The 24,875-nt window shown below is 70.0% G+C and carries 21 protein-coding genes; 13 read left to right on the forward strand and 8 right to left on the reverse strand.

From position 1 onward, the window contains the following. Positions 1 to 66 precede the first annotated feature (66 nt). Positions 67 to 1,524, forward strand: coding sequence for an NAD(P)H-quinone dehydrogenase (locus MRBLWH3_RS08675; RefSeq protein WP_363430586.1), 1,458 nt, complete (start codon positions 67 to 69; stop codon positions 1,522 to 1,524). A 332-nt stretch (positions 1,525 to 1,856) separates the two neighbouring features. Here MRBLWH3_RS08675 and MRBLWH3_RS08680 read toward each other — a convergent pair whose 3' ends face one another. The 4 genes from MRBLWH3_RS08680 to MRBLWH3_RS08695 form a co-directional block, all read right to left on the reverse strand. Beyond that, complete coding sequence (locus MRBLWH3_RS08680) at positions 1,857 to 2,159, reverse strand: hypothetical protein (protein WP_363430589.1); 303 nt, start codon at positions 2,157 to 2,159, stop codon at positions 1,857 to 1,859. Beyond that, on the reverse strand, positions 2,143 to 2,283 hold the full coding sequence (locus MRBLWH3_RS08685) for a hypothetical protein (protein WP_363430591.1): 141 nt from the start codon (positions 2,281 to 2,283) through the stop codon (positions 2,143 to 2,145). Before MRBLWH3_RS08685 ends, MRBLWH3_RS08680 begins: the two co-directional genes overlap by 17 nt. 51 nt (positions 2,284 to 2,334) lie before the next feature. Next, positions 2,335 to 4,101 carry an acetyl/propionyl/methylcrotonyl-CoA carboxylase subunit alpha gene (locus MRBLWH3_RS08690; RefSeq protein ID WP_363430594.1) on the reverse strand — a complete coding sequence of 589 codons (1,767 nt, stop codon included), beginning with the start codon at positions 4,099 to 4,101 and terminating at the stop codon, positions 2,335 to 2,337. 95 nt (positions 4,102 to 4,196) lie between these two features. Further along, positions 4,197 to 4,904 (reverse strand): Maf family protein, encoded by a 708-nt coding sequence (locus MRBLWH3_RS08695; protein WP_363430597.1) that lies wholly within the window; start codon positions 4,902 to 4,904, stop codon positions 4,197 to 4,199. A gap of 152 nt (positions 4,905 to 5,056) precedes the next feature. On the opposite strand from MRBLWH3_RS08695, the gene MRBLWH3_RS08700 reads away from it, so the two are divergent. From MRBLWH3_RS08700 to MRBLWH3_RS08715, 4 genes are read left to right on the forward strand one after another with little or no spacing between them, the layout of a single operon-like run. Continuing rightward, on the forward strand, positions 5,057 to 6,403 hold the full coding sequence (locus tag MRBLWH3_RS08700; protein WP_363430600.1) for a class I SAM-dependent RNA methyltransferase: 1,347 nt from the start codon (positions 5,057 to 5,059) through the stop codon (positions 6,401 to 6,403). A gap of 22 nt (positions 6,404 to 6,425) precedes the next feature. Beyond that, positions 6,426 to 7,103 carry a response regulator transcription factor gene (locus MRBLWH3_RS08705; protein ID WP_363430603.1) on the forward strand — a complete coding sequence of 226 codons (678 nt, stop codon included), beginning with the start codon at positions 6,426 to 6,428 and terminating at the stop codon, positions 7,101 to 7,103. Next, positions 7,093 to 8,343 (forward strand): sensor histidine kinase, encoded by a 1,251-nt coding sequence (locus MRBLWH3_RS08710; protein WP_363430606.1) that lies wholly within the window; start codon positions 7,093 to 7,095, stop codon positions 8,341 to 8,343. Before MRBLWH3_RS08705 ends, MRBLWH3_RS08710 begins: the two co-directional genes overlap by 11 nt. Next, positions 8,340 to 9,458, forward strand: coding sequence for a hypothetical protein (locus MRBLWH3_RS08715; protein WP_363430609.1), 1,119 nt, complete (start codon positions 8,340 to 8,342; stop codon positions 9,456 to 9,458). Before MRBLWH3_RS08710 ends, MRBLWH3_RS08715 begins: the two co-directional genes overlap by 4 nt. Positions 9,459 to 9,819: 361 nt before the next feature. Here MRBLWH3_RS08715 and MRBLWH3_RS08720 read toward each other — a convergent pair whose 3' ends face one another. Further along, positions 9,820 to 10,068 (reverse strand): acyl-CoA carboxylase subunit epsilon, encoded by a 249-nt coding sequence (locus MRBLWH3_RS08720; RefSeq protein ID WP_363430612.1) that lies wholly within the window; start codon positions 10,066 to 10,068, stop codon positions 9,820 to 9,822. After that, positions 10,065 to 11,654 carry an acyl-CoA carboxylase subunit beta gene (locus MRBLWH3_RS08725; RefSeq protein WP_414685326.1) on the reverse strand — a complete coding sequence of 530 codons (1,590 nt, stop codon included), beginning with the start codon at positions 11,652 to 11,654 and terminating at the stop codon, positions 10,065 to 10,067. The genes MRBLWH3_RS08720 and MRBLWH3_RS08725 overlap by 4 nt, the downstream gene beginning before the upstream one ends. 196 nt (positions 11,655 to 11,850) lie before the next feature. Here MRBLWH3_RS08725 and MRBLWH3_RS08730 point away from each other — a divergent pair, with 196 nt between their 5' ends. The 8 genes from MRBLWH3_RS08730 to MRBLWH3_RS08765 all read left to right on the forward strand — a co-directional run bounded on the left by MRBLWH3_RS08730 (position 11,851) and on the right by MRBLWH3_RS08765 (position 21,891). After that, positions 11,851 to 12,672, forward strand: a complete 822-nt coding sequence (locus MRBLWH3_RS08730; RefSeq protein WP_363430618.1) for a biotin--[acetyl-CoA-carboxylase] ligase — start codon at positions 11,851 to 11,853, stop codon at positions 12,670 to 12,672. Positions 12,673 to 12,825: 153 nt separating this feature from the next. Next, positions 12,826 to 13,410: a PH domain-containing protein gene (locus MRBLWH3_RS08735; protein ID WP_363430621.1), complete on the forward strand. Its 585-nt coding sequence runs from the start codon at positions 12,826 to 12,828 to the stop codon at positions 13,408 to 13,410. 63 nt (positions 13,411 to 13,473) lie between these two features. Beyond that, positions 13,474 to 14,610 (forward strand): 5-(carboxyamino)imidazole ribonucleotide synthase, encoded by a 1,137-nt coding sequence (locus MRBLWH3_RS08740; RefSeq protein WP_363430623.1) that lies wholly within the window; start codon positions 13,474 to 13,476, stop codon positions 14,608 to 14,610. A gap of 106 nt (positions 14,611 to 14,716) precedes the next feature. Next, the gene (gene purE / locus MRBLWH3_RS08745) at positions 14,717 to 15,184 is read left to right on the forward strand and encodes a 5-(carboxyamino)imidazole ribonucleotide mutase (protein ID WP_363435396.1); all 468 of its coding nucleotides are present in this window, start codon (positions 14,717 to 14,719) and stop codon (positions 15,182 to 15,184) included. Then, on the forward strand, positions 15,181 to 16,659 hold the full coding sequence (locus tag MRBLWH3_RS08750) for an LCP family protein (protein WP_363430626.1): 1,479 nt from the start codon (positions 15,181 to 15,183) through the stop codon (positions 16,657 to 16,659). The genes purE and MRBLWH3_RS08750 overlap by 4 nt, the downstream gene beginning before the upstream one ends. A gap of 3 nt (positions 16,660 to 16,662) precedes the next feature. Next, the gene (locus MRBLWH3_RS08755) at positions 16,663 to 17,793 is read left to right on the forward strand and encodes a glycosyltransferase (RefSeq protein ID WP_363430628.1); all 1,131 of its coding nucleotides are present in this window, start codon (positions 16,663 to 16,665) and stop codon (positions 17,791 to 17,793) included. A gap of 146 nt (positions 17,794 to 17,939) precedes the next feature. Then, positions 17,940 to 20,351 (forward strand): hypothetical protein, encoded by a 2,412-nt coding sequence (locus MRBLWH3_RS08760; RefSeq protein ID WP_363430631.1) that lies wholly within the window; start codon positions 17,940 to 17,942, stop codon positions 20,349 to 20,351. A 19-nt stretch (positions 20,352 to 20,370) separates the two neighbouring features. After that, positions 20,371 to 21,891 (forward strand): DUF2142 domain-containing protein, encoded by a 1,521-nt coding sequence (locus MRBLWH3_RS08765; protein ID WP_363430634.1) that lies wholly within the window; start codon positions 20,371 to 20,373, stop codon positions 21,889 to 21,891. Between the two features lie 7 nt (positions 21,892 to 21,898). Here the strand turns inward: MRBLWH3_RS08765 and MRBLWH3_RS08770 are convergent, their stop codons facing one another. Both MRBLWH3_RS08770 and MRBLWH3_RS08775 read right to left on the reverse strand, forming a co-directional pair. Further along, positions 21,899 to 23,911, reverse strand: coding sequence for a DUF7657 domain-containing protein (locus MRBLWH3_RS08770; RefSeq protein WP_422656402.1), 2,013 nt, complete (start codon positions 23,909 to 23,911; stop codon positions 21,899 to 21,901). Beyond that, complete coding sequence (locus MRBLWH3_RS08775) at positions 23,895 to 24,848, reverse strand: glycosyltransferase (protein WP_363435399.1); 954 nt, start codon at positions 24,846 to 24,848, stop codon at positions 23,895 to 23,897. Before MRBLWH3_RS08775 ends, MRBLWH3_RS08770 begins: the two co-directional genes overlap by 17 nt. Positions 24,849 to 24,875 lie beyond the last annotated feature (27 nt).

Below are 24,875 nucleotides of genomic sequence, written 5' to 3' on the forward strand. Positions count from 1 at the left end.
CGGAGCGGCATCCGCACGCGCCCGGGAGTGTCGCGGTGTCGATGCGGGGTCGCTCGGCAGGGGAGAATGGAATTCATGTCGATCAGCTTCGAGACCACCCAGAGCGTCGCCATCCTCGGCGGCGGACCCGGAGGCTACGAAGCGGCGCTGGCCGCCGCCCAGCTCGGAGCCGAGGTGACGGTGGTCGAACGCGCCGGCATCGGCGGCTCGGCCGTCATCACCGACGTGGTGCCGTCGAAGTCGCTCATCGCGACCGCCGACGCGGCCGTCGCGATCGCCGGTGCGGGCGACCTCGGCGTGCAGCTGTTCGCGAAGGGCAAGGACGGCAAGCCGCTCAAGCCCGAGATCGCCATCAACCTCACGGCCGTCAACAAGCGCCTCCTGACCCTGGCCCGCCAGCAGTCCGACGACATGCGCGCCTCGCTCGCCGAGGCGGGCGTGCGCATCATCTCGGGCCACGGCCGCCTCGAGGGCGACAACGCCGTCGTGGTGTCGACCGGGCCCGGCGGCACCGACTTCGACCGCATCGAGGCTGACACGCTCGTCGTCTCGGTCGGCGCGTCGCCCCGCGAGCTCGCCAGCGCGAAGCCCGACGGCGAGCGGATCCTCACGTGGACTCAGCTCTACAACATGACGGCGCTGCCCGAGCACCTCATCGTCGTCGGCTCGGGCGTCACCGGCGCCGAGTTCGCCGGCGCGTACATGAACCTCGGCGCGAAGGTCACACTGATCTCGAGCCGCGATCAGGTGCTCCCCGGAGAAGACAAGGATGCCGCCGCCGTCCTGGAGCGCGTCTTCAAGCGCGGCGGCATGAAGCTGTTGTCGAAGTCGCGGGCCGACAAGGTCGAGAACACCGGCGACGGTGTCGTCGTGACCCTGTCGGACGGCCGCACCGTCGAGGGCAGCCACTGCCTCATGGCGGTCGGCTCGATCCCGAACACCGCCGGGATCGGGCTGGAGCAGGCCGGCATCCAGATGACCGAGTCGGGCCACATCCAGGTCAACCGGGTCGCGCGCACCTCGGTGCCGAACATCTACGCCGCAGGCGACTGCACCACGTTCGTGCCGCTCGCCTCGGTCGCCTCGATGCAGGGACGCACCGCCGTCTTCCACGCGCTCGGCGACGTCGTCATCCCGCTCGAGCGCCGCCGCATCACCTCGAACATCTTCACCGCCCCCGAGATCGCGACCGTCGGCTGGCAGGAGAACGACATCGAGGACGGCCACATCAACGGCGTCGTGCACAAGCTGCCCCTCGCGGCAAACCCGCGCGCCAAGATGATGGGCATCAAGGACGGCTTCGTCAAGATCATCGCCCGCGAGGGCAGTGGCACCGTCATCGGCGGCGTCATCGTCGGTCCCCGCGCCTCCGAGCTCATCTACCCGATCGCGATCGCCGTCGAGCGCCGCCTCACGGTCGACCAGGTCTCCCGGGTCTTCGCGGTCTACCCGTCGCTGTCGGGCAGCATCACGGACGCCGCGCGCGCAATGCACGTCGTCGACCACAACGTCTACGGCGGCTGACCTCCCCGGGCTCGGTCCCGTCGCGACCATGCCCGTCCGGTCGCGACCATGCCCGTCCGGTCGCGACCATGCCCGTCCGGTCGCGACCATGCCCGTCCGGTCGCGACCATGCCCGTCCCGTCGCGACCATGCCCGTCCCGTCGCGACCATGCCCGTCCCGTCGCGACCATGCCCTGGCATGCTCGGCGCGGGAGGGGCGTGCTCGGCGCGGGAGGGGCGTGCTCGGCGCGGGAGGGGCGTGCTCGGCGCGGGAGGGGTGTGCTCGGCGCGGGAGGGGCGTGCTCGGCGCGAGGGACGGATGCTGCGGCCCGCAGCATCCGTCATCGCCGGCGTCAGTGGAGGCCGGTGTTGGCGCGCCAGAGGTCCGCGGCGCGGTTCGCCGCCGCGTCGACAAGAGCCCGCAGCTCCGGACGGTCGGGCATCGCGAACGACACGTACGCGCCGCGGCCGCCGGCCAACGGACGGCCGTACGCCTTGGCCGCTAGGGAGTGATCGGGCAGCAGCTGCACCGTGAGCGACTGCAGCGCGAACTCCTCACCGCGGCGCACGTCCGTCCAGCGCAGCTCCGGCGGAATCACCACGTTGATCGCCAGCGCCGACACCTCGGGCGCACTGGAGTCAGGCGAGACGTCCATGCCGCCATCCTGTCACCCTCGCCGAGCCGCCGGCCGAGGCATCCGTCTCCGGGGTCTTCCCGTGCCGGAACACGGGTCGGTACGGCGACACGCCGGTGACGGATGCCTCGTCCCGGCGTGTCACGCGACCGACCCGTGTTTTCGCACGCTCACGCCGCGAGAGCGGGCGTATGGATCAGGAAATGGTGAGGAGCTGGTGACCCGCCGAGACGGTCGTGCCGGGGTCGGCGTTGATGGCGCCGATGACGCCGTCCTTGTGGGCCTGGATGGGCTGCTCCATCTTCATCGCCTCGAGGACGATGACGAGGTCGCCCTTGACGACCTGCTGGCCCTCTTCGACGGCGACCTTCACGACCGTGGCCTGCATCGGCGACTTGACCGCGTCGCCCGAGGCGCCCGCGACGACCGAGGGGGAGTGCGAGCGGCGCGACGGAGGCACGGCCGCCGGGCGTCCGGCGACACCGACGGGCGCGACGACGCGGTCGGGCAGGCTCACCTCGAGGCGCCTGCCGGCGACCTCGACGACGACCGTGTGGCGCGCCTCGGCGGGAGTCGGCTCGCTGAGCTCGCCGTCCCACGGGGCGATGTCGTTGACGAACTCGGTCTCGATCCACCGCGTGAAGACGCCGAAGCGACCGTCCTCCGCGGTGAACGCGGGATCGCGCACGACGGCGCGGTGGAACGGCAGCACCGTGGGCAGGCCCGAGACCTCGAACTCGTCGAGCGCGCGGCGCGAGCGCTCGAGCGCCTCTGCGCGGTCGCGGCCGGTGACGATGATCTTCGCGAGCAGCGAGTCGAACGCGCCCGACACGCTGTCACCGGCGGTGACGCCGGAGTCGAGACGGATGCCGGGACCGCCGAACGTCTTGAACACGTGGATCGGTCCGGGCTGAGGGAGGAAGCCGCGGCCCGGGTCCTCGCCGTTGATGCGGAACTCGATCGAGTGGCCCTCGGGCTTCGGGTCGTCGTAGCCCAACTCCTCGCCCTCGGCGAGGCGGAACTGCTCGCGCACGAGGTCGATGCCCGTGACCTCTTCCGAGACCGGGTGCTCGACCTGCAGGCGCGTGTTCACCTCGAGGAACGAGATGGTGCCGTCGGCGCCGATGAGGAACTCGCAGGTCCCCGCGCCGACGTAGCCGACTTCCTGGAGGATGGCCTTCGACGCGTCGTACAGGGTCTTGTTCTGCTCGTCGCTCAGGAACGGCGCGGGAGCCTCTTCGACGAGCTTCTGGTGGCGGCGCTGCAGCGAGCAGTCGCGCGTCGAGATGACGACGACGTTGCCCGCGGCGTCCGCGAGGCACTGCGTCTCGACGTGACGCGGCTTGTCGAGGTACTTCTCGACGAAGCACTCGCCGCGGCCGAAGGCGGTGATCGCCTCACGCGTCGCGGACTCGAAGAGCTCGGGCACCTCGTCGATGGTGCGGGCGACCTTGAGGCCGCGCCCGCCGCCGCCGTACGCGGCTTTGATCGCGATCGGCAGACCGACCTCTTCGGCGAACGCGACGACCTCGTCGGCGCCGGCCACGGGACCGGGGGTGCCGGGGGCGAGCGGTGCGCCCACCTTCTCGGCGACCGCGCGGGCGGTCACCTTGTCGCCGAGGGCCTCGATCGCCTCGGGCGACGGGCCGATCCAGACGAGCCCGGCGCCGATCACGGCGCGGGCGAAGTCGGCGTTCTCGGCGAGGAAGCCGTACCCGGGATGCACGGCGTCGGCGCCGGCGCGGCGCGCGACGGAGAGGATCTTCTCGATCGAGAGGTACGTCTCGGCGCTCGTGGCGCCCTCGAGGGCGTACGCCTCGTCCGCCAGGCGCGCGTGCATCGCGTCGCGGTCCTGGTCGGCGTAGACGGCGACGGATGACTTCCCGGCATCGCGGGCGGCGCGGATGACGCGGACGGCGATCTCGCCGCGGTTGGCAACGAGAACCTTGGCGATACGAGACATGGATGCCAGCCTACAGACGGCACCCCGAGGGCTTTTGACCGGTTCGTACAAGAACCGACCAGAAACGTGGGATTCCTACTACAACGGGAACGCCCTCACGGCGCCCCGTCCTCCGCGGATGACGTGTCGCCGATCTCACCGCGCTCGAGTGAGGGATCGGACGTGTTCCACAGCGCGGTCCAGTCCACATCCACCTCGCGCACGAGGCGGCGCAGGGTCGACACCGACATGCCCACGACCGTCGAAGGATCCCCGTCGACGCGGTCGATGAAGGCGCCGCCCAGGCTGTCGACCGTGAACGCGCCGGCGACGTGCAGGGGTTCGCCGGTCGCGACGTACGCGTCGATCTCCGCATCCGTCACGTCCGCGACGAAGGAGACGGATGCTGCAGCCGTCGCATGCACCTCGCGCGGCGGTTCACCCGGCTCGATGCGAACCACGGCGTGGCCGGAGTGCAGCACACCGGTGCGGCCGCGCATCGCACGCCAGCGCGCGGCCGCGTTCGGGGGCGTATAGGGCTTGCCGAGCACTTCGCCGTCCAGCTCGAACATCGAGTCGCCGCCGATGACGATGCCGTCGAAGTCCGGGATGTCGTCGTGCAGGCGCACCGCCACGTCCGCCGCCTTGCGCCGTGCCAGCAGGAGCACGTGCTCGTCGGGAGCGAGCGTGCGCCCCTCGGCTGCCTCGACCGCCGCGATCACCGCTTCTTCGTCGACGTCGGGAGCGACGGTGAGCGGGCGGATGCCGAACTGCCCGAGCAGCATGAGCCGGGCGGGCGAGGTCGAGGCGAGGCAGACGCGCATGACCCCACCGTATCGACGCCCGCCCATCTGCCGTCTGCAGGATTGGTGGGCGGCGCAGCGGGGCCGACCCCGCGTTGTTCGGCGCCCTGGCAGGCCCCTCGAGTGGAGTCGGCCCTGCGAACGGTACTCCTCGCCGAGCGTAGGCTCGTCGGGTGAGTGAAACCGGCGACCTCCTCGACCTCGACATCACGGGCGTCGCCCACGGCGGCGTGTTCGTCGCGCGCCACGAGGGGCGCGTCGTGTTCGTGCCCGACACGATCCCGGGCGAGCGCGTGCGCGTGCGGCTCACCGACACCGTGAAGAAGTCGTTCTGGCGCGGCGAGACCGTCGAGGTGCTCGAGGCGTCGCCGCACCGGCAGCTGCACGTGTGGCGGCAGGCCGACGTCGACGTTCCGCCGGAGCAGCGGCCAGGCGGTGCCGACTTCGGCCACATCGGGCTGGAGCACCAGCGCGCACTCAAGCTCGAGGTGCTCCTCGATGCGCTCCAGCGCTTCGGCGGCATCGCCGAGCCCGTCGCCACGATGAGCGGCGTCGCACCGGTACCCGCACCGGACGGCGCGGAGGCCGACGGCGAGTCCGTCGACGGCACCGGGTGGCGCACTCGCGTGAGCCTGCACGTCGACGCGGACGGCAACGTCGGTCAGTACGCCGCACGCAGCCACCGCGTGGTCCCCCTCGAGGACCTGCCCCTCGCGACCTCGGCGGTGGAGTCCGCCGCGCTCGCGCTCCACGGCGGCGACCCGGGCCGGATCGATCTGGTCCAGCCCGCGGACGGTCGGGTTCGAATCCTCCCACGGCCGGAGCGGACGAGGGATTCGGCGCCCCGACGCGGCCGCGGCGCTCGACCGTCCTCCGCCAAGTCGCGCAAGGCTCACGCAGCCGAGGTCGTCTTCGAGCGCGTCGGCGACCGGGATTTCCGCGTGGATGCAGGCGGGTTCTGGCAGGTGCACCGCCTGGCAGCTCACACCCTCACCACGACCGTCTCCGCCGCGCTCCGCGCCCTGCCCGGCGAATACCCCGCCGTGGACCCGGATGCCTGGAACCTCGACCTCTACGGCGGCGTCGGCCTCTTCGCGGCGACGCTCGGCGAGCTCGGCGGCTCCTCGACCAGGGTGACGAGCGTCGAGTCCGATGGCCGTGCCACCGAGCATGCGGGGGAGAACCTCGCCGACTGGGTCGGCGCGCGCGCCGAGACCGGGCGGGTCGACCGGTGGCTTGCGCGGCTCGCGGCCGAGGCATCCGCTCCCGAACGCGAGCGGCTGTCGCGCGGGGTGGCGCTGCTCGATCCTCCCCGTTCGGGAGCCGGCCGTGACGTCGTCGATCACCTCACCGCACTCGCGCCCTCCACGATCGTCTACGTCGCGTGCGACCCGGTCGCGCTCGCGCGCGACATCGCGACCTTCAGTGCCGGCGGGTACGAGGTCGCAAGTATCGATGGCCTGGACCTTTTTCCGAATTCGCATCACGTCGAAGCCGTGGCGGTTCTCACCCGCGGGTGAGTCTCGTCGCTAGGCTGGCGGAATGACGCGTGTGGCCTTCATCGACGATCACGAGTCGGTCCGGCTCGGCCTCGAGGCGGCGTGCGCCCGCGCCGAGACCATGAGCGTCTCGTTCTCCGGCAACACCGTCACCGAGTACGTCGACTGGCGGGCGAGGTCGCGACAGGCCCCCGCCGACGTGGTCGTACTCGACCTGACGCTGGGCGACGGCACCACGGTCACCGAGAACGTGCGGCGTCTCGTGCTCGACGGCTCGAGCGTCATCATCCACAGCGTGGCCGACCGGCCCGCAGCCGTGCGAGAGGCGCTCGCCGCCGGTGCGGCCGGCGTCGTCAGCAAGTCCTCGCCCATCGGCGACGTGATGGCGGCGGTGCGCACGGTCGCGCGCGGCGAGCCGCTCAACAACGTCGAGTGGGCCAGTGCTGTCGAAGGCGACCGCGCCTTCGCCGACGCACAGCTGTCGGCGCGCGAGCGCGACGTGCTCCGCCTCTACGCCGCCGGTCTGCCGCTCAAGGTCGTCGCTGATCGCCTCGGGGTGGCGTACTCGACGGCGAAGGAGAACATCACGCGCATCCGCGTCAAGTACGTCGAGGTCGGCAGGCCCGCGCCGACGAAGATCGATCTGCTGCACCGAGCCGTCGAGGACGGGATCCTCGTCGAGCCTTCGGCGGACCCGGGAGACGCCACGCGTGGCCGCTGACGCACCGACCGGCGTGCTCGACACGGCGTGGGGGCAGATCCCGCACTCGCAACAGACGACTGCCGGGATCGGATCGTTCACGCGCTCCCGCGTCGAGCGCATCATCTCCCTCGTCGCGGGCGGCTTCGGATCACTGATCCTCGGGCTCCAATCGCTCCTGAACGCTCTGGGGCCGGCCCCCGAGCGCCCGGGGTGGCATATCCCGCTGATGGTCGTCGTCTTCGCTGCGCTGGGCGTGATGGTGCTGGCGTGCGTGATCGGCCGTGCGGTGCGCCCAGCGGCCGGCGTGTTCGCCATCGTCTACGTCCTCGTCCTCATGGTGTGGCCGATCGCGACGGCCGGCGTGGCGCCGCCGAGCACGGACGAGCCGTGGATCTGGTACCTGCTGAACCTCGCGACTCTGGCGGCGGTGCTGGCGTTCCCCTTCCCCCTGCAGATCGCCTTCACGATCGCGCTGCCGCTGCTGTTCGGTGTCGTGCGGATGATCCAGGTCGGGTTCGAGCCCCGGTACTGGCAGGTGGTGATCCTGGACGTGACCTTCGCGCTCCTCCTGGGCGGGGTCATCCTGACGCTGGGATGGCTGTTCCGGTCGGTGGCGGTGAACGTCGACAAGACCCGCGCACAGGCGGTCTCCTCGTATGCGCAGGCCGCCGCGGCCGATGCCGCCGAGCAGGAGCGCGTCGCGGTGGCGGCGCTGATGCACGACAGCGTCCTCGCGGCGCTGATCGCCGCCGAGCGGGCCACCACTCCTCGCGAACGCACACTGGCGGCGACCATGGCCCGCGAGGCCCTGACCCGGCTGGCCAACACCGAGCAGGACGAGCACGAGGGACCCGACGAGCCTTGGCTGCCCGTCGCCCTGGCAGAGGAGATCGCCCAGGCCGCGCGCGAGCTGGGAGTCGACGTCGACGTGCAGCGCGAGATCGACCCCGATGCCCCGCCGATTCCCGGGCGCGCGGCTCGCGCCATCGCGCTCGCCGCGACGCAGGCCGTAGCGAACGCGCTGCAGCACGCCGGCGGCGCGGGGCTCGGCGTCGCGCTGCGGGCCGCGTACGGGACGGTCCGCGTGGAGGTCCACGACGCGGGCGAGGGATTCGACCTGGACGCCGTGCCGGACGACCGCCTCGGCATCCGGGCCTCGATCATCGCGCGGGTCGCGGCGGTGGGCGGACGTGCCGATCTGGAATCGGGATCCCACGGCACGGTCGTGCGGCTCACCTGGCAGGAGCCGTCGTCATGATCAGCGTCAAGAACGTCCTCACCGTGCTCGGCGTCGCATTCACCGCCTACTTCGCCGCGCGAGGTCTGCTGTGGGCGGGGCAGCTGATCCCTCATCCGCTGATCATCGTGATCGTGGTCGGCATGTACCTCGCCACGACGTGGCTCTGCATCTTCTGGCAGCCGGCATCGCATCACTCCGAGTCCGACCCGCGCGCCGCCGGTTCGTCGAACGCGGAATCGCTCGAGAGTCTCGAGGCGCAGGCGGCGCCGCATCCGGCCGGCGGAGGCATCCGCGGCCCACTCCCGCTGCCGATCACCGCCCAGGTACTCGCGCTCGCCTGCGCGGTCGTCGTGCCGAACGCGATCCCGATCGCGGTCGGAGAGACCGCGCGCCAGGCGTCGTTCGCGACGTGGTACCTCGGGGGGATCGGCGCGCTCATGACCATCGTGATGGTGCGGCGCCGTCCGTGGACGGCGTGGGCGGGAATCGTTCTGCTCTCGATCGCGTCGTTCTCGTGGATGGGCCCGCTCAACGCCCTGGGGCTCGGACTCGTCGGCTCGATCGTGTGGGTGACCTGCGCCCAGCTGCTGGTGTTCTCGATGGACAGGGCGGCCCGCGACACCTCGCGCCTCACGCGGTTGCAGCGCGCCGCCACCGGCTGGCAGACGTCGCAGGTGGTGCGCCAGCGGGAGCGGCGCGTGCAGGTGCAGCGCGCCCTCGCCGTCGCCGGGCCGGTGCTCACGCGCACGGTCGCGCACGCGGGCGTGCTCACCGATGCGGACCGCCTCGAGGCGCGGATCGCCGAGGGCCGGTTGCGCGACGAGATGCGCGGACCCCGCCTCCTCGACGACGAGGTGCGCACCGAGCTCGAACGCGCGCGGCGCCGCGGCGCCAACGTCACGGTCCTCGACGAGGGCGGACTCGACGACGTCGACGACGAGACCCTCGGCATCATCCGCGCCCAGCTGGCCGAGGCGCTGCGCTCGGCGAGCTCGGACCGCCTCTACATCCGCACATCGCCGGATGAGCGGATCGCGGTCACGGTGGTGGGTCGCTCGCCCTCGGTGGGCGGACCCAGCGACGAGGACTCCGTCGACCTCTGGCGCGAGATCCCCCACCCCGGCAGGGCCTGACCTTCACGTCGGCATCGAGACGGATGCTGCGGCCCGGCGTCCTCAGGGACGCCGGGCCGCATCCGGCCGGAGGCAGACTCGCTCTCCGCCGGAAAGGGGGAGGGGATTCTGGCGGAGAGCGGGAGATGAAGGAGGCGAGGGGCGGCGAAGCCGCCCGCCCCTCGCCTGAGCGGACGGTTACCCGAAAACCATCCGCATGGCCGGACCCGGGGCATCCGCTAAGCGGTGTCGGATCGACCGAACGCAGAAGCGTTCCAGCGAGTCAAGTATCTCGGGGTTGCAAGCGGTGTGTCTGTAGGTATTTCGGGGGACAAACCCGCCGGTCGTGGACCGGGGCCATGAATCCCGCCGACACTCGCCGTCAGGCGTTCCCGAATCGGCCCCAGCCCAGATCGCGGTTCAGCGGCTGCCGGAGGGCGCGCTGCGACAGCTGCCACCCGGTGCGGGTCTCGCGGTCGTCGGCGACGGCCTCGGCCGCCTCGCCGGTGTACGCCTCGCTCACGACGGCGATCAGCGCGGCGAGTTCTTCCTCGGTGGGCGCACCGCGGCGGACCTCGATGGTCGGGCCCTGGGGCGCAGCATCCGTCGCCCGGCCGTCTTCGAGGCTCACAGCGGGATGTTCCCGTGCTTCTTGGGCGGGAGGCTCGCCCGCTTGCCGCGGAGAGCGCGCAGGGCCTTCGCGATCGAGACGCGGGTCGCGGCCGGCTCGATGATGCCGTCCAGCTCGCCGCGCTCGGCGGCGAGGAAGGGCGAGGCGACGTTGTAGGTGTACTCGTTCGCGAGGCGCGTGCGGACGGCGGCGACGTCTTCGCCGGCCTCCTCGGCCTTCTTGATCTCGCCGCGGTACAGGATGTTGACGGCGCCCTGGCCGCCCATCACCGCGATCTCGGCCGTCGGCCACGCGAGGTTGACGTCGGCGCCGAGCTGCTTCGAGCCCATCACGATGTACGCGCCGCCGTAGGCCTTGCGGAGGATCACGGTCACGAGGGGCACCGTGGCCTCGGCATACGCGTACAGGAGCTTGGCGCCGCGGCGGATGACGCCGGTCCACTCCTGGTCGGTGCCGGGAAGGTAGCCGGGCACGTCGACGAGCGTGACGATCGGGATCGAGAACGCGTCGCAGAACCGCACGAAGCGGCTGGCCTTCTCGCCGGCCTCGATGTTCAGGGTGCCCGCCATCTGGGACGGCTGGTTGGCGATGATGCCCACCGAGCGGCCCTCGATACGGCCGAAGCCGATGACGATGTTGGGGGCGAACAGCGGCTGCACCTCGAGGAAGTCCTCGGCGTCGACGATGCCGCGGATCACCTGGTGGATGTCGTACGGCTGGTTCGGCGAGTCGGGGATGATCGCGTTCAGCGCACGGTCGGCATCCGTCGTCTCGAACTCGAAGCCGCTCTCGTAGACCGGCAGCTCCGCCATGTTGTTGTCGGGGAGGAAGCCCAGCATCGAGCGCACGTAGTCGATCGCGTCGTCCTCGTCTTCGGCGAGATAGTGCGCGACGCCCGAGCGAGTGTTGTGCGTGTGCGCGCCGCCGAGCTCCTCCATGCCGACGTCCTCGCCGGTGACGGTCTTGATGACGTCGGGCCCGGTGACGAACATCTGGCTGGTCTTGTCGACCATGACGACGAAGTCGGTCAGTGCGGGGGAGTACACCGCGCCGCCTGCGGCCGGCCCCATGATGATCGAGATCTGCGGGATGACACCCGACGCCCGGGTGTTGAGACGGAAGATCTCGCCGTACTTGCCGAGGGCGACGACGCCCTCCTGGATGCGCGCGCCGCCGGAATCGAGGATGCCCACGATCGGGATGCCGCTGCGCAGCGCGAACTCCATCACCTTGATGATCTTCTCGCCGGCGACCTCGCCGAGCGATCCGCCGAAGGTCGAGAAGTCCTGCGAGTACACGGCGACGGTGCGGCCGTGGATCGTGCCGACGCCGGTGACGACGGAGTCTCCGTAGGGGCGGGAGCGGTCCATGCCGAAGGCGGTGGTGCGGTGGCGCACGTACTCGTCGAGCTCGACGAAGCTGCCGGTGTCGAGGAGCATCTCGATGCGCTCCCGGGCGGTGCCCTTGCCCTTGGCGTGCTGCTTCTCCTTCGCCACCTCCTCGGGATCGAGCACGGCCTCCTGGAAGCGGGCGCGGAGGTCGGCGATCTTGCCGGCGGTCGTCGAGAGGTCGGGCTGCTCGGTCACGGATTCCACCCTATCGGCGGGTCCCGTCGATCTGTTGGAGGGTTCGCACAAGCGGGAGCGGCATCCGCTGTTCGTCCTCGGAGCGGAGCCGGCGGGCGTCAGGGCGGCGGGAGGCGTAGCGTGAGCGGCATCCGCTGTTCGTCCTCGGAGCGGAGCCGGCGGGCGTCAGGGCGGCGGGAGGCGTAGCGTGAGCGGCATGACGTTCTCGTCCGAGGGGTTCCCGCTCACCGCCGCCGTGAGTCCGCGCGTCCAGGTCGTCGAGACCACGGACTCGACCAACGCCGACGTCATCCGGCACGTCATCGACGCGCCGGATGAGTGGCCGCACCTGTCACTGCTGCTGACCAACGACCAGCGGGCGGGTCGCGGGCGCCTCGACCGGACGTGGGTGACGCCCCCGGGCTCGGCACTCGCCGTGTCGATCGCGGTCGACGCGTCGGCGCTTCCGGTCGCCGCGCGCGGGTGGATCCCACTGATCGCAGGCGCGGCCATGACTCGTGCGATCGCCGCGCAGCTCGCCGGCTCGGTGCACACCGCGACGCTGAAGTGGCCGAACGATGTGCTCCTCGACGGAGCGAAGATCTGCGGCATCCTCGCAGAAGTGGTGCCGGGGCAGCCCGAGATCGTCGTGATCGGATCGGGCGTGAACACCCGCATGGCGTCCGTCGACCTTCCCGTCTCGACGGCCACCTCGTTCGCCGCGGCGGGGCTGACGTGCGACGAAGACCGGCTGCTCGCCGACTACCTCGGCGCGCTCGACGAGCAGCTGAAGGCGCTGGGCGCGGCGGGCGGAGACGCGGCGGCCTCGGGAGTGCTCGCCGAAGTCGAGGCGCTGTGCAGCACGCTCGGAAGCGATGTCGCGGTGTCGCTGCCGAACGGCGACACGCTCTGGGGCCGTGCGCAGCGGATCGATCCCGACGGGCGACTGGTGGTCGTGCAGGACTCCGAGTTCGAGAGCGTCGTGTCGGCCGGAGACGTGGAGCACGTCCGGAGCCGCCCCGCCTCATCCGGGCGCTGAGCGAGCTGGTGAGTCGAATCGCGGACGCCAAGCCCCCAAGACCCCGGTCGTTGAGCGAGCTGGCGAGTCGAAACGCGCAGGCGAAACGCGGCACATGACGCAAAACGGCGGGTGCGCACCGGACTGTCAGGTCCGCCATCGCACAATGGGGGCATGACGCAGCCGACGAGCTACGGCGGCAGGCCGCTGACGCCCGCCCCTGGCGCGCCCACGCCGGAGCTGCTCGTCGCGCGTTTCCGCGGCCACGCCCGCCGGCTCGCCTGGTCGGCGCTCGTGCTGATCGCCGTGGCCGGCGCGTGCGGCTACCTCTACGGCAACCTGCCCGCGCCTTTCGAGGATTGGATGCTGCTCGCCGGCGCCGCGGTCGTCGTGCTGCTGCTCGTCGTTCTGCCCTATCTGGCGTGGGCGGGTCACGTCTACACGATCACCACGCGGCGCGTGATGGAGCGTCGCGGAGTCCTCTCCGTCAAGCGCCGTGAGCTCGCGCACGTGCGCGGCTATACGCTCAAGGTGCGCCGTGGCCTGCTCCAGCGCATGTGGGGCGCCGGCACGATCACGCTGACCAACGGCATCGACGAGCCACTGAAGCTCGCGAACATCCCGACCGCCGAGCTGGTGCACGAGGTGCTCGTCGACCAGGTGGAGGTGAACCAGATCCTCGCGCACCGCGATGCGCAGCCCCTTCCGCCCGGGCCCCAGCCGGCGGTTCCCCCGAGGCCTCCGCTGCCGCAGGCCTGACGCGGCGGGTTCATCGTCCCGCGGGTGCGGGATGATGGAGGGAGTCTCACGAGAGGGAGTGGCATGGCGCTGCGAGTCGGAGTCGTCGGGGGTGGGCAGCTGGCCCGCATGATGATCGCGCCGGCGGTCGAGCTCGGGGTCGAGATCCGTGTGCTCGCCGAAGACGAGGGGATGTCGGCATCCCTCGCCGCCACCGCCGTCGGCGACTACCGCGACGCGGACACAGTCCTCGCCTTCGCCCGCGACGTCGACGTCCTCACGTTCGACCACGAGCACGTCCCGCAGGACGTGCTCGCCACCCTCGTCCGCGAGGGCATCTCGGTGCACCCCGGCCCCGAGGCGCTGAAGTTCGCGCAGGACAAGCTGGTCATGCGCGCCCGCCTGCAGGAGCTCGGGATGCCGCAGCCCGACTGGGCGGCCGTCACGAACGCCGACGAACTGCAGGCCTTCATCGAGGACCACGGCGGCCGGGCCGTCGTGAAGACGCCGCGCGGCGGCTACGACGGCAAGGGCGTGCGCGTCGTGTCGGCCGGGACCGAGGCCGACGACTGGTTCGCGACCCTCGCGGAGGACGCGCGCGGCGGCGCCCTTCTCGTCGAGGAGCTCGTGGACTTCACGCGCGAGCTCGCGCAGCAGGTCGCACGTCGGCCGTCCGGAGCGGTCCGCGCGTACCCGGTTGTCGAGACGGTGCAGCGCGACGGCGTGTGCGCCGAGGTGATCGCTCCTGCCCCGCACTCCAGCGACCGCCTGCAGCAGGTGGCGGCCGGGATCGGCGTCTCCATCGCCGAGGGACTCGGCGTGACGGGGATGCTCGCGGTCGAACTCTTCGAGACCACCGACGATCGGCTCCTCGTGAACGAGCTCGCCATGCGCCCGCACAACAGCGGTCACTGGAGCCAGGACGGTGCCGTGACGAGCCAGTTCGAGCAGCACCTGCGCGCGGTGCTCGACCTGCCGCTCGGCGACACCGACCCCCTCGCTGGATGGGCCGTCATGGTCAACATCCTCGGCGGGCCCGCGGACGAGTCCCTCGACGCGCGCTTCGCCGCCGCAATGGACGAGCACCCGCAGGCGAAGGTCCACACCTACGGCAAGGCGCCCCGCCCGGGCCGCAAGGTCGGCCACGTCAACGTCGTCGGGGACGAACTCGACGACGTGGCGTACCAGGCCCGGGCCGCAGCATCCTTCTTCCTGGACTGACGGCCCCGGAAGCGCGCCGTTGCGGGGAGTTTCCAGCCACGACCCCTAGCCTTGACGGGTGACTGCGCCCCTTCATTCCTCCGAGGCGCCGCTCGTCGGCGTCGTCATGGGCTCCGACTCCGACTGGCGGGTCATGAGCGACGCCTCTCAGGCGCTCACCGACTTCGGCATCCCGCACGAGGTCGAGGTCGTCTCGGCGCACCGCACCGTTGACAAGCTCGTCACCTACGGGCGTGAGGCGCGGTCCCGCGGGTTGCGAGTCATCATCGCCGGCGCCGGAGGTGCGGCGCACCTCCCCGGCATGCTGGCGTCCCTCACCGCCCTCCCGGTGGTCGGAGTGCCGGTGCAGCTGGCGACCCTGGACGGAATGGACTCGCTCCTGAGCATCGTGCAGATGCCCGCCGGCATCCCCGTCGCCACCGTCTCCATCAACGGCGCCAAGAACGCCGGGATTCTCGCCGCCCGCATTCTCGGCGCATCCGATCCCGGGGTGGCAGATCGCGTCGAGGCGTACGCCCGCGATCTCGAAGCGCAGGTCGAGCAGAAGAACCGGCGGCTCAAGGAGTCGCTGTGAGCGTCGTCAGCGCACCGACCGCCACTGCCCGCCTCGGCGGGCCGGCGGTCGTTCAGGAGCATCCGATGCGATATCCGGACGCCTCGTCCCGCGGCATGATGACACGTCGCGGATGGTGGTTGATCGGGCTGAACTTCCTCATCCCGGGGTCGGCGCAGGTGCTCGCGGGCAATCGCCGGCTGGGCCGTCTCGGCATCGCCGCGACCTTGATCATGTGGCTGCTGCTCGTCATCACGCTGCTGTTCGCGCTGCTGGCTCCCACTGCGGGGCTGAGCATCGTGACGAGCGCGTGGCTTCCGGACTGGCTGGGGCTCCTGCGCCCGATCCCGCTCCTTCTCGTCCAAGGGCTGTTGATCGCCTATTCGGTGCTGTGGGTCGTGCTGACGATCGACACGCTGCGGCTCGTGCGGCTCGTCAAGACCGGGGGAGTGGCGCGGTTCGCGATCGCGCTCGTCGCGGTCGGCCTCCTCGTGGTCGCGAGCGGCACGGCCGTGTACGCGTCGAACGCCGTCGGCGCCGTTCGCAGCACGATCAGCACGATCTTCGGGGCGAGCGGGCCGACGGTGCCCCCGTCGGATGGGTACTACAACATCCTGCTGCTGGGCGCCGACAGCGGCGAGGGCCGCGACTCGATGCGGTTCGACAGCATCTCGGTGGTCTCCGTGAATGCGACGACCGGGGCGACGACGATCACCGGTATCCCTCGCGACATGCCGAACTTCCCCTTCGCCGAAGGGCCGATGCACAACGAGTACCCGAACGGCTTCGAGGGCCACGGCGACCCGAACTGCGGCTGGGGGAGCGGGATCAACCAGCTGACCAACGCCGTCGAGCAGTGTCGCGAGGATCGCGGGACGGGGCTGTATCCGGATGCTGAGGCACAGGGCTCGACGCCCGCGATCGAGGCGACGAAGGACGCGGCGGCGGGAATCCTCGGCATCGAGATCCCGTACTACGTCTTCGTCGACATGCACGGATTCGCTTCGCTGGTCGACGCGCTGGGCGGCGTCGACATCAACGTGGTCGAGCGGCTGCCGAAGGGCGGGCCGCCGGAGGGTGTGGATCCGAGCAACGTCGACGCCTGGGCGATCGGCTGGATCGAGGCCGGCGAGCAGCACATGGACGGCGACACGGCCCAGTGGTACGCCCGTTCCCGCTATACGACCAGCGACTTCGATCGCATGCGACGCCAGCGGGAGCTGCAGGAGGCGATCCTCGCCCAGTTCACACCGCAGGTCGTGCTGACGCGATTCCAGGATGTCGCCAACGCCGGTGCTGACATCGTGGAGACGGATCTGCCGCAGTCGCTCATCCCGACTCTCGTCGACCTCGGGCTCAAGGCGAAGGAGCAGCAGGTGCAGACGCTCGAGCTGACACCCGAGGGCGGCATCGACGAGTACAGCCCCGACTACGCGTACATCGCGGAACTCGTGCAGACCACGCTCCACCCGCCGACACCCACGCCGGCGGGCTGATCGATGGTGGCCACGCTGCGCGTCATGCTGGATCAGCTGGTTGCGCCTTCTGAGCCCGAGTTGGTCGAGGCGTCGCGCGAGCTCGCGCGGGCGTTGGTGCTGGGTGCGCCGTCGGGATGCGAGGTCGAGGCGATTGCGCCGGCCGGTGGTGTGGATGGCGCTTTGGATACGGTGCCCGGGCTTGCGGGGGTGCGCCGCACGGCGTTACCGCGGCGGGAGCTCGCTGGCGCGCTGCAGTTGGGTGTCGGAACCGGCATCGGTGGCGGGATGATCCACTCGCCGTCGCTGTTCGCTCCGTTGGTGCGCCACGACCGGGTGCATGATCACGACCAGACGGTCGTGACGCTGTGGGATCTGCGGCCGTGGGAGTCGCCCTCGGAACTGCCCCGGGCGGTCGTGGCGTGGCACAAGGCGATGCTCAAGCGGGCGGTGAAGCACGCGGACGCGGTGGTGGTGCCGACACACTCACTGGCGGGACGACTGTTGGAGATCGCGCCTGGCTTGCGGGACCGCGTTCGGGTAATCGCGGGCGCATCACCGCTGGGGTTCGTCGTGCCCGTCGATGAGGTGGGGCGCCGTCGGGCGCTAGGCCTCCCCGAGGGGTACGTGCTGCTCGCCGGTGGCCCGCTGGGCTCGGAGGGTTTGGATGCCGGACTCGCCGCGGTCGTCGCATCCGGTGTCGATCTGCCGGTAGTCGTGATCGACGTCGAAGAGGGACACGAGCCCGCGGTGGCGGACCTCGCCTCTGCGGCCGGGCTGCCGGAGCGGGCGTTACACGTACGCGGGGTGCTGTCTTCGGAGGATCGCGCCGCGGTGTTCGGAGCGGCGGTGGCGTTCGTCGCGGCGTCGCGGCGGGCGGCGTTCCCGTGGCGCGTCGTGGACGCGCTGACGCTGGGTGTGCCAGTGATCGCTGCGGCGTCGGCGGTGCACGACGAGGTGGTGTTCGACGGGGGGGAACTGGTTTCGGGAACGGATGCTGCGAGCCTCGCGGACGCGCTCGGTGCGGCGTTGGCGTCGGGGCTTGGGTCGACTGCGGCTGCCGAGCGGCTCGGCGTGCTCGCAGGGGATCGCGGTCGCGCGTTCTCGTGGCGCGAGGCCGCCGATAAGGTCTGGATGCTGCACGCCGAGCTGTGAGCAAATCCGGCAACTTCCTGTAAGCAGGGTGTCTAACCGTGCTAAGGAGGTGTCCTGTTGTACTCATTCGCCACTTCCGTCACACTGTTCACATGGCGGGGGCTACGAGGGAACGCGCGCGCGCGTCCGTGATGGCAAGTGCGGTCATGATCACGGTGATCGCGATCACACTGGCGTCCCTGGGATCGAGCGCATCTGCGGTGGCGGGTGACGTCCACCGAACGGCGTCGACGTCGTCCGTGGCGCTGGACCCATCAGCGACGGGACTCGTCGCGACCGCCGATCTGACGAAGTTCCAGGCCGGCAACATCATCAGCGACGCCGTATTCTTCGACAAGACCACCATGTCCGAAGCGCAGATCCAGACGTTTCTACAGGGCAAGGTCGGATCGTGCCAGGCGGGCTATACCTGTCTCAAGGACTGGTACGACACGTCTCGCACGACGACGGCCGACGCGATGTGCGGCGCCTACTCGGGTGGGGTCCGGGAGCGCGCGTCGACGATCATTCACAAGGTAGCCCAGGCTTGCGGTATCAACCCGCAGGTGATCCTGGTGATGCTCCAGAAGGAGCAGGGACTCGTCACCCACACCTGGCCATCAGACTGGCGCTACACGATCGCGATGGGGCAGGGCTGCCCCGACACCGCCGCGTGCGACACCAGGTACTACGGATTCTTCAACCAGGTCTACGGCGCTGCGTGGCAGCTCAAGCGGTACGCCAACCCGCCGGGAACGAGTCAGTACTTCACTTGGTACGCCCCCGGCAAGACCTGGAACGTGCGCTGGCACCCGAACGCGGGGTGCGGCTCGTCGCCCGTGACGATCGTGAACCAAGCGACCGCCGACCTCTACTACTACACGCCTTACCAGCCGAACGCGGCGGCGCTTCGCGCAGGCTACGGCGAGGGCGACAGCTGCTCGTCGTACGGCAACCGCAACTTTTACCAGTACTTCACCGACTGGTTCGGCTCGACCCAGACGGCCAGTGCGGAGCGGTCCCCGTTCGGAGGATACAACCTCGTCGTTGAGCGCGGCCAGGTCACGGTTCAGGGGTGGGCCCTCGACCCTGACCAGCCGTCGGCTCAGCTCACAGTTACGCTCGCGATGGACGGACAGGCTGACTGGGCTAGATTCACCGCGAACTCCTCCCGACCGGATGTCGGCGCGGCCTACCCGGGCTACGGCGACCACCACGGGATGGAGTCGACACATCAGATTTCCGGAGGCGACCACACCGTTTGCGTGACGGTGCGCAACGTCGGGCTCGGCTCCGACAAGCAGCTGGGATGCAGCCCCATCTCCGTCGAGTCGGCCTCGCCCCAGGGCGGAACCTCGGCCGAGATGCTCGCGGGAGGCGTGCGGCTGACCGGCTGGACGCTGGACCTCGACACGACAAGCCCCCTCGCTGTGCACGTCTATGTGGACGGAGTGGCGTCTGCCTACACGGCCGACGCGTTCCGCCCCGACGTCGGGCGGGTGTACCCCGGCTACGGCGACAACCACGGCATCGACATCTCGCTTCCTCTGGCCGTCGGCAAGCATGCCATCTGCACATACGGCATCAACGTCGCGCGCGGGGTGAACAACCTGCTGGGCTGTCACGACGTGGACGTGACCGCGTCCGGCGATCCGGTGGGCGCGCTGGAATCCGTCATCGCTCAGCCGGGTGGGATCCAGGTGAAGGGCTGGGCGCTCGACCCCAACACGCATGCGTCCATCGGGGTGCACGTCTATCGCGGTTCGGCGGCCACCGCCCTCGACGCGTCGGCGGCGAGGCAGGATCTGCCGGCGAAGTACGCCGACCTGGGAACTGCCCACGGATTCGACGGCCGGATTGGAGCTCCCGCGGGCAAGAGCCAGGTGTGCGCTTACGGGTTGAACACGGGATTCGGCAGCAACTCGCTGCTCGGGTGCCGGACGGTGACGGTAATGTCCGGGTCGCCGTTCGGAGGCATCGACGTCACCACGCAGAGCGGATCCGTCCGACTTCGCGGCTGGACGATCGATCCCGACACGGTCGACGCCATCCCCGTCCACGTCTATATCGACGGCAAGCCGCAGGCGATCACGGCCGAGGCGCAGCGCGGCGACGTCGGCGCTGTCTACCCCGGGTACGGTCCACTCCACGGAATCGACGCCACCTTCGACCTGTCCGCCGGCCGGCACACCCTCTGCGCCTATGGGATCAATACCGCGGCCGGTTCCAACGCGCTGCTGGGCTGCGCGGACTTCGTGGTCCCGAGCGGATCGCCGTTCGGGGGCACGGACGTCACCGTGAGTGGGCGCGATGTGCGGCTACGCGGGTGGAGCATAGATCCGGACACGGCCGCTCCCATCCCGGTTCACGTGTACGTCGACGGCATCGGTGCGGCCCTCACGACCGCCGGCGTCACTCGCAAGGATGTGGGCGCGGCCTACCCGGCGTACGGCTCGAACCATGGCATCGACACCACGTTCGTAGTGGAGCCCGGCAACCATCAGATCTGCAGCTACGCGATCAACACCGGGCCGGGTGCCAACACGCTGCTGGCGTGCCAGTCCGTCACAATCCGCTGAGCGGGACGTCATCCTCGGCATGGCAGGTATGCGCGCCTCCTCTCTCGTCTCCTGGCTGCAGCGAGCGATCGTGCGCTGGGCTGCCATGGTCTTCCTGGCGCTCGTGCTGCTGGGCGGAGCGTGGGCGGTAGCCTCCCCGATCGGGGCCGGGCCGGACGAATCGGGCCACATCATGAAGGCGGCCGCGACGTTCCGCGGAGACTTCACGGGCACGCCCACCTCCGCGCCGGGCATCCGCTCGTTCGTCCTCCCTGACGACGTGGGCGGCCTGGGGGGCGAAGTGACCTGCTTCGCCGGCCTCCCGAACCAGACAGCGGCGTGCGCGCCCGCTCTGGGCAGCCGATCCCATGTGCTGATCGAGGTCGAGAGCGGGGTCGCCGCCTATAATCCCGCTTACTACGCCCTCGTAGGCTGGCCGTCGCTCTTCCTCGACGGCGGGACGATGGTCGTGGCGATGCGTCTGCTGAACGTCGTCCTCGTTGCGGCGCTGTGGACCGTCGTGATCGTCACCCTGAGCTTCCGGCGTCCTCGAACGGCATTCTTCGCATGTCTGGCGATTACTCCTTTGACGCTCTACCTGACGGGGGTGGTGAATCCGAGCGGGGCGGAGGTCGCCGCCACCGCTGCCGTACTGGTGCTCGTCGATGCCGTCGCGACCGGCCGGGGCTGCGGCACTCCTTGGCTGCCTGTGGTCCTCGGAGTCTCGGTCGGGCTCCTCATCAATCTGCGGTCGATCTCTCCGCTGTTCGCCCTGCTCGCCGTACTCGCCGTGCTCGCGATGCGGGGCGGCGCGGCTCTCTGGGACGGAATGCGGCGCAGGTCGATGATCGTCATGGGTCTTGTCCTGATCCCGTTCGCGCTGTTCGCGGTGGCATGGACACTTCTGGTCAGTCAGTCGGCGGGGTTCATCCCCTCCTCCGACCGCCGCCGGCCCGGCCGGCTCGAGGCCTTCTTCCATACGATCGAGCAGTTCCCCAGCCAGTTCACCGAGATGGTCGGCGTCATGGGCTGGTTCGACGCCTGGCCGCCGACCGCGGTGCATATGGTGTGGGGCGTGCTCGTCGGCGGAGCGGTGCTCTTGGGGGCGCTCGTGGGCCGACCGCGTCACGCCCTGACGGTGCTCGCCGCCGGTGCTCTCCTCCTCATCGCGCCTGCGCTGATCCAGGCCGCCTCGGCGGCCCAATACGGATACATCTGGCAGGGGCGCTACGGTTTGCCGTTCCTTGCGATCACGATGACCGTCGCCGCCCTCACCGTCGAGGCGGCTCGACCACCCGTCGCTGCCGCGGGGAGATTCACGGCGTTCGCGGGGGTGCTCCTCGCACTGCAGATCTGGTCGTTCGTCGCCGTGCTCAAACGCTACGCCGTAGGCGCTGATGCCGACTGGGGCCTGTGGGCCACATCCAGCGCCTGGCAGCCACCCGGCGGCGCCGTCCTCGTGTGCGTCGTCTTCGCCTCGGGCGCGGCGCTGCTCATGGGTGCGCTCGTCGTCGACGCGCGGCGGTCCTCGGCCCGCACGCGGGCCGGCACCACGAATTGACCAGGGGTCAGCCCGCTGTCGCCACCTCGTAGACGGTGTAGTCGACTCCTGCCCACCGGAAAGCGCCCCCCTCGGCCAGACACGGTTGCTCGAGCGGGTCGCTCGAGACCGCGTACCGGAAGCCCGGTAGGCGCTCGGCGAGCTCGCAGGGCGAGGTGTGCACGACGATGATGTCCGGCGTCGGCTGCGTGAAATCCACCGAATCGCCGTCGGTCCAGTCGAACTGGATGTGGAGCCCGCCGCGATTCCACATGTCCTCGTGGTCCCCACCGGGGTCGAGCTTCAACCACGCATCCACGTCCGGCCCCATCTGCTGACGTGCGCTCAGCGTGGGCGTACCTGTCGCCATCATCAGGGAATCGACGTCTTGCGACTCGGACGCCCAGGTGTGACCATCGGCGCGGGCCTCGACTCCCCAGTCGAGGAATCGCTGCGCCGTGTCGCTTGCCCGCAGATCGCCGACACCGAACAGGACGGGAGTCGATGCGGCCACGAGGAGTGCTGCCGCCCCCAGCGACGCGACCCAGGACCACCATCGTCGCGGCCAACGGACGAGGGCGAAGACCACCAGGCCGGCGACCAAGGAGCTGCCCCAGATCATCGCCACCGTGAGCTCGGGCAGCGCGCTCACCCCCAGAGATGAGGCGGCGTAGCCCGTCAGGAAGGCGGTGATCAGGCCCGCGGCGGCGGGAACGGCCCATCTCTGCGAAGGCTGCCACTGCGACATGAAGAGGGAGAACGCGAGGATGGCGATGTAGCCCACTCCGAGCATCGCCCGCGTATTCGGCACCCGGTTGGCGACGGGGATGGCGGCCCCCAGGGATCCCCAGTCGAGGGTCCCCCAGCTCAGCCAAAACGCCCCGCAGACGACCAGTGTGGCGAGCGCGGCGAGCAGGCCGCGGTTCCCGCGCCAGGGAGTCGCGGCGACGAGAACGGCGAGCACGGCAAGCAGCACGGTGAACGCCGTGGAGATCTCCGACTGGTTGACTGTCATGCCCTTGATCCAGCCCAGAGCAGTGGCGCCGAAGACCATCCCGACGTCGAGGGCTCCACCTGTGCTCTTGCGATCACCGGGGTAAGTCGTGGACAGCACAGCCGCGATCGCGTCGAGGTTCTCCAAGAAGACAAGCCCGGTCCAGGTGAGCGCCGACAGTCCGATGGCGCCGAGTCCCAGCAGGCGGTGGCGCCACAATGTGTCGCGCGTGAGAAGGAACGCCGTGGTCGCGAGCACAAGGGGGATCCCGATGACGATCGCCAGCGGCTGGTAGTAAGTCGCGAACCGGGCGAGCAGCACGCCCGACCCGATGACGGCGACCGTCCCAGCGACCCAGCGTCGATCCGCCCATACCCGCGCGGCGTAGATCGCCAGCGCGCATCCGGCGGCCATGAACCCGAGCGTGTTGACGGGACGGCCCGACCACCACATGCTGCCCGGGGCGAGGAAGATCAGCGCGGCGGCGAAGTAGCCCCACCTCGCAGAGCCGGCGATCTGGCGAAACCATACCGGGAGGCCGATGAAGAGGAGCAACGTCGGCAGCCACCATTTCGCAGCGAACAGCATCTCGTTCGGGAACCACCCGCCCGCGGCGAGGATGGTGCCGTCGAAGAAGACGATGGTCGTGGCCGGCCCGGAGGGCAGCTGCGCGAAGAAGTTGTTCGAGGTGCTGAGGGGAGTCGTGTCCTCCTGGCCCCCTCGCGCCATCTGCCCCAGCCAGATGGGGGATTCGGTGCCCCACTCGTCGCTCCGGATGCTCTGCGACGACCCCCACTGCACGCCCAACGGAGACGACGGATCCTCGCGCAGGGAGTCGATGCCGATATTCGAATTGGTGATGCCGCCCAACACCAGTACCGCGTAGACCAGGAGCGGCGCAACAAAAACGATATGCCGGCGCGCGAAGAGCCGAACTCGGCGGAACGCAGCGCGAGCGCCTTCCTGGCGTCGGTTCTCTGTCGTCGGCGGCCGACGCGAGACTTCTGGCCGATCCGGCGCCGTCGCGCTATCAGGCGTCGCGTGCATCGGAGCGGAGGACCGTGGGAGGTGCGGGGTACTGCAGATAGTTTAGCCGGCCGGCTTCGCGGCGGGCCTTGAGCACCCCGTCGAGGATCAGGCCGATCATCCATGCCAGGAAGGCAACGATCACGATCCCCAGCGCCAGGATCGCCGTCGGCAGGCGCGGCACGAGCGCGGTCTCGAAGAACTCGACGACGATCGGCGTTCCGAGAATGACACCGATCAGGGCGAGGATCGCGCCGGCGATCCCGTAGAACATCATCGGGCGCTCGTGCCGGATCAGCTCGACAATAAGCGAGAGGATCCGGAATCCGTCATGGTAGGTCCGCAGCTTGCTCTCGCTGCCCGCAGGGCGGTCCTTGAATCCCACCGGCACCTCGGTCTGCGGTACACGCAGGCTCATGGCGTGCACCGTGAGCTCGGTCTCGATCTCGAACTCGCGCGAGAGCGCAGGGAAGCTCTTGACGAAACGCCGCGAGAACACACGGTAGCCGCTGAGCATGTCGTTGACATCCGACTTGAAGACGCCGCCGACGAGCCAGTTGAAGCCCTTGTTGCCCAGTTCGTGTCCGGGACGGTACGCGCCTTCCTGCTGCTGGCGTCGCACCCCGAGAACATGATCGTAAGGACCCTCGAGGAGGGTGTCGATCATCGTCGGGAGATCGGCAGTCGCGTAGGTGTCGTCGCCGTCGATGAGCACGTAGATGTCGGCGTCGATGTCGGCGAAAGCACGGCGGACGACGTTGCCCTTGCCCTTCATGTACTCGTGTCGCACTATCGCTCCGGCTGCGCGGGCGACCTTTGCCGTGGCGTCGGTGCTTGCGTTGTCGTAGACGTAGATGTCCATCTCGGGCACTGCCGCGCGCAGATCCGCGACGACAGTCGCGATCGCGGCCTCCTCGTTGTGGCAAGGAACGATCGCAGCGATCGTCGGCCGGGACATCTCGGTCACTCTTGTTCCTCCATTGCG

Source organism: Microbacterium sp. LWH3-1.2 (genome assembly GCF_040675855.1).
Lineage (GTDB): Bacteria > Actinomycetota > Actinomycetes > Actinomycetales > Microbacteriaceae > Microbacterium.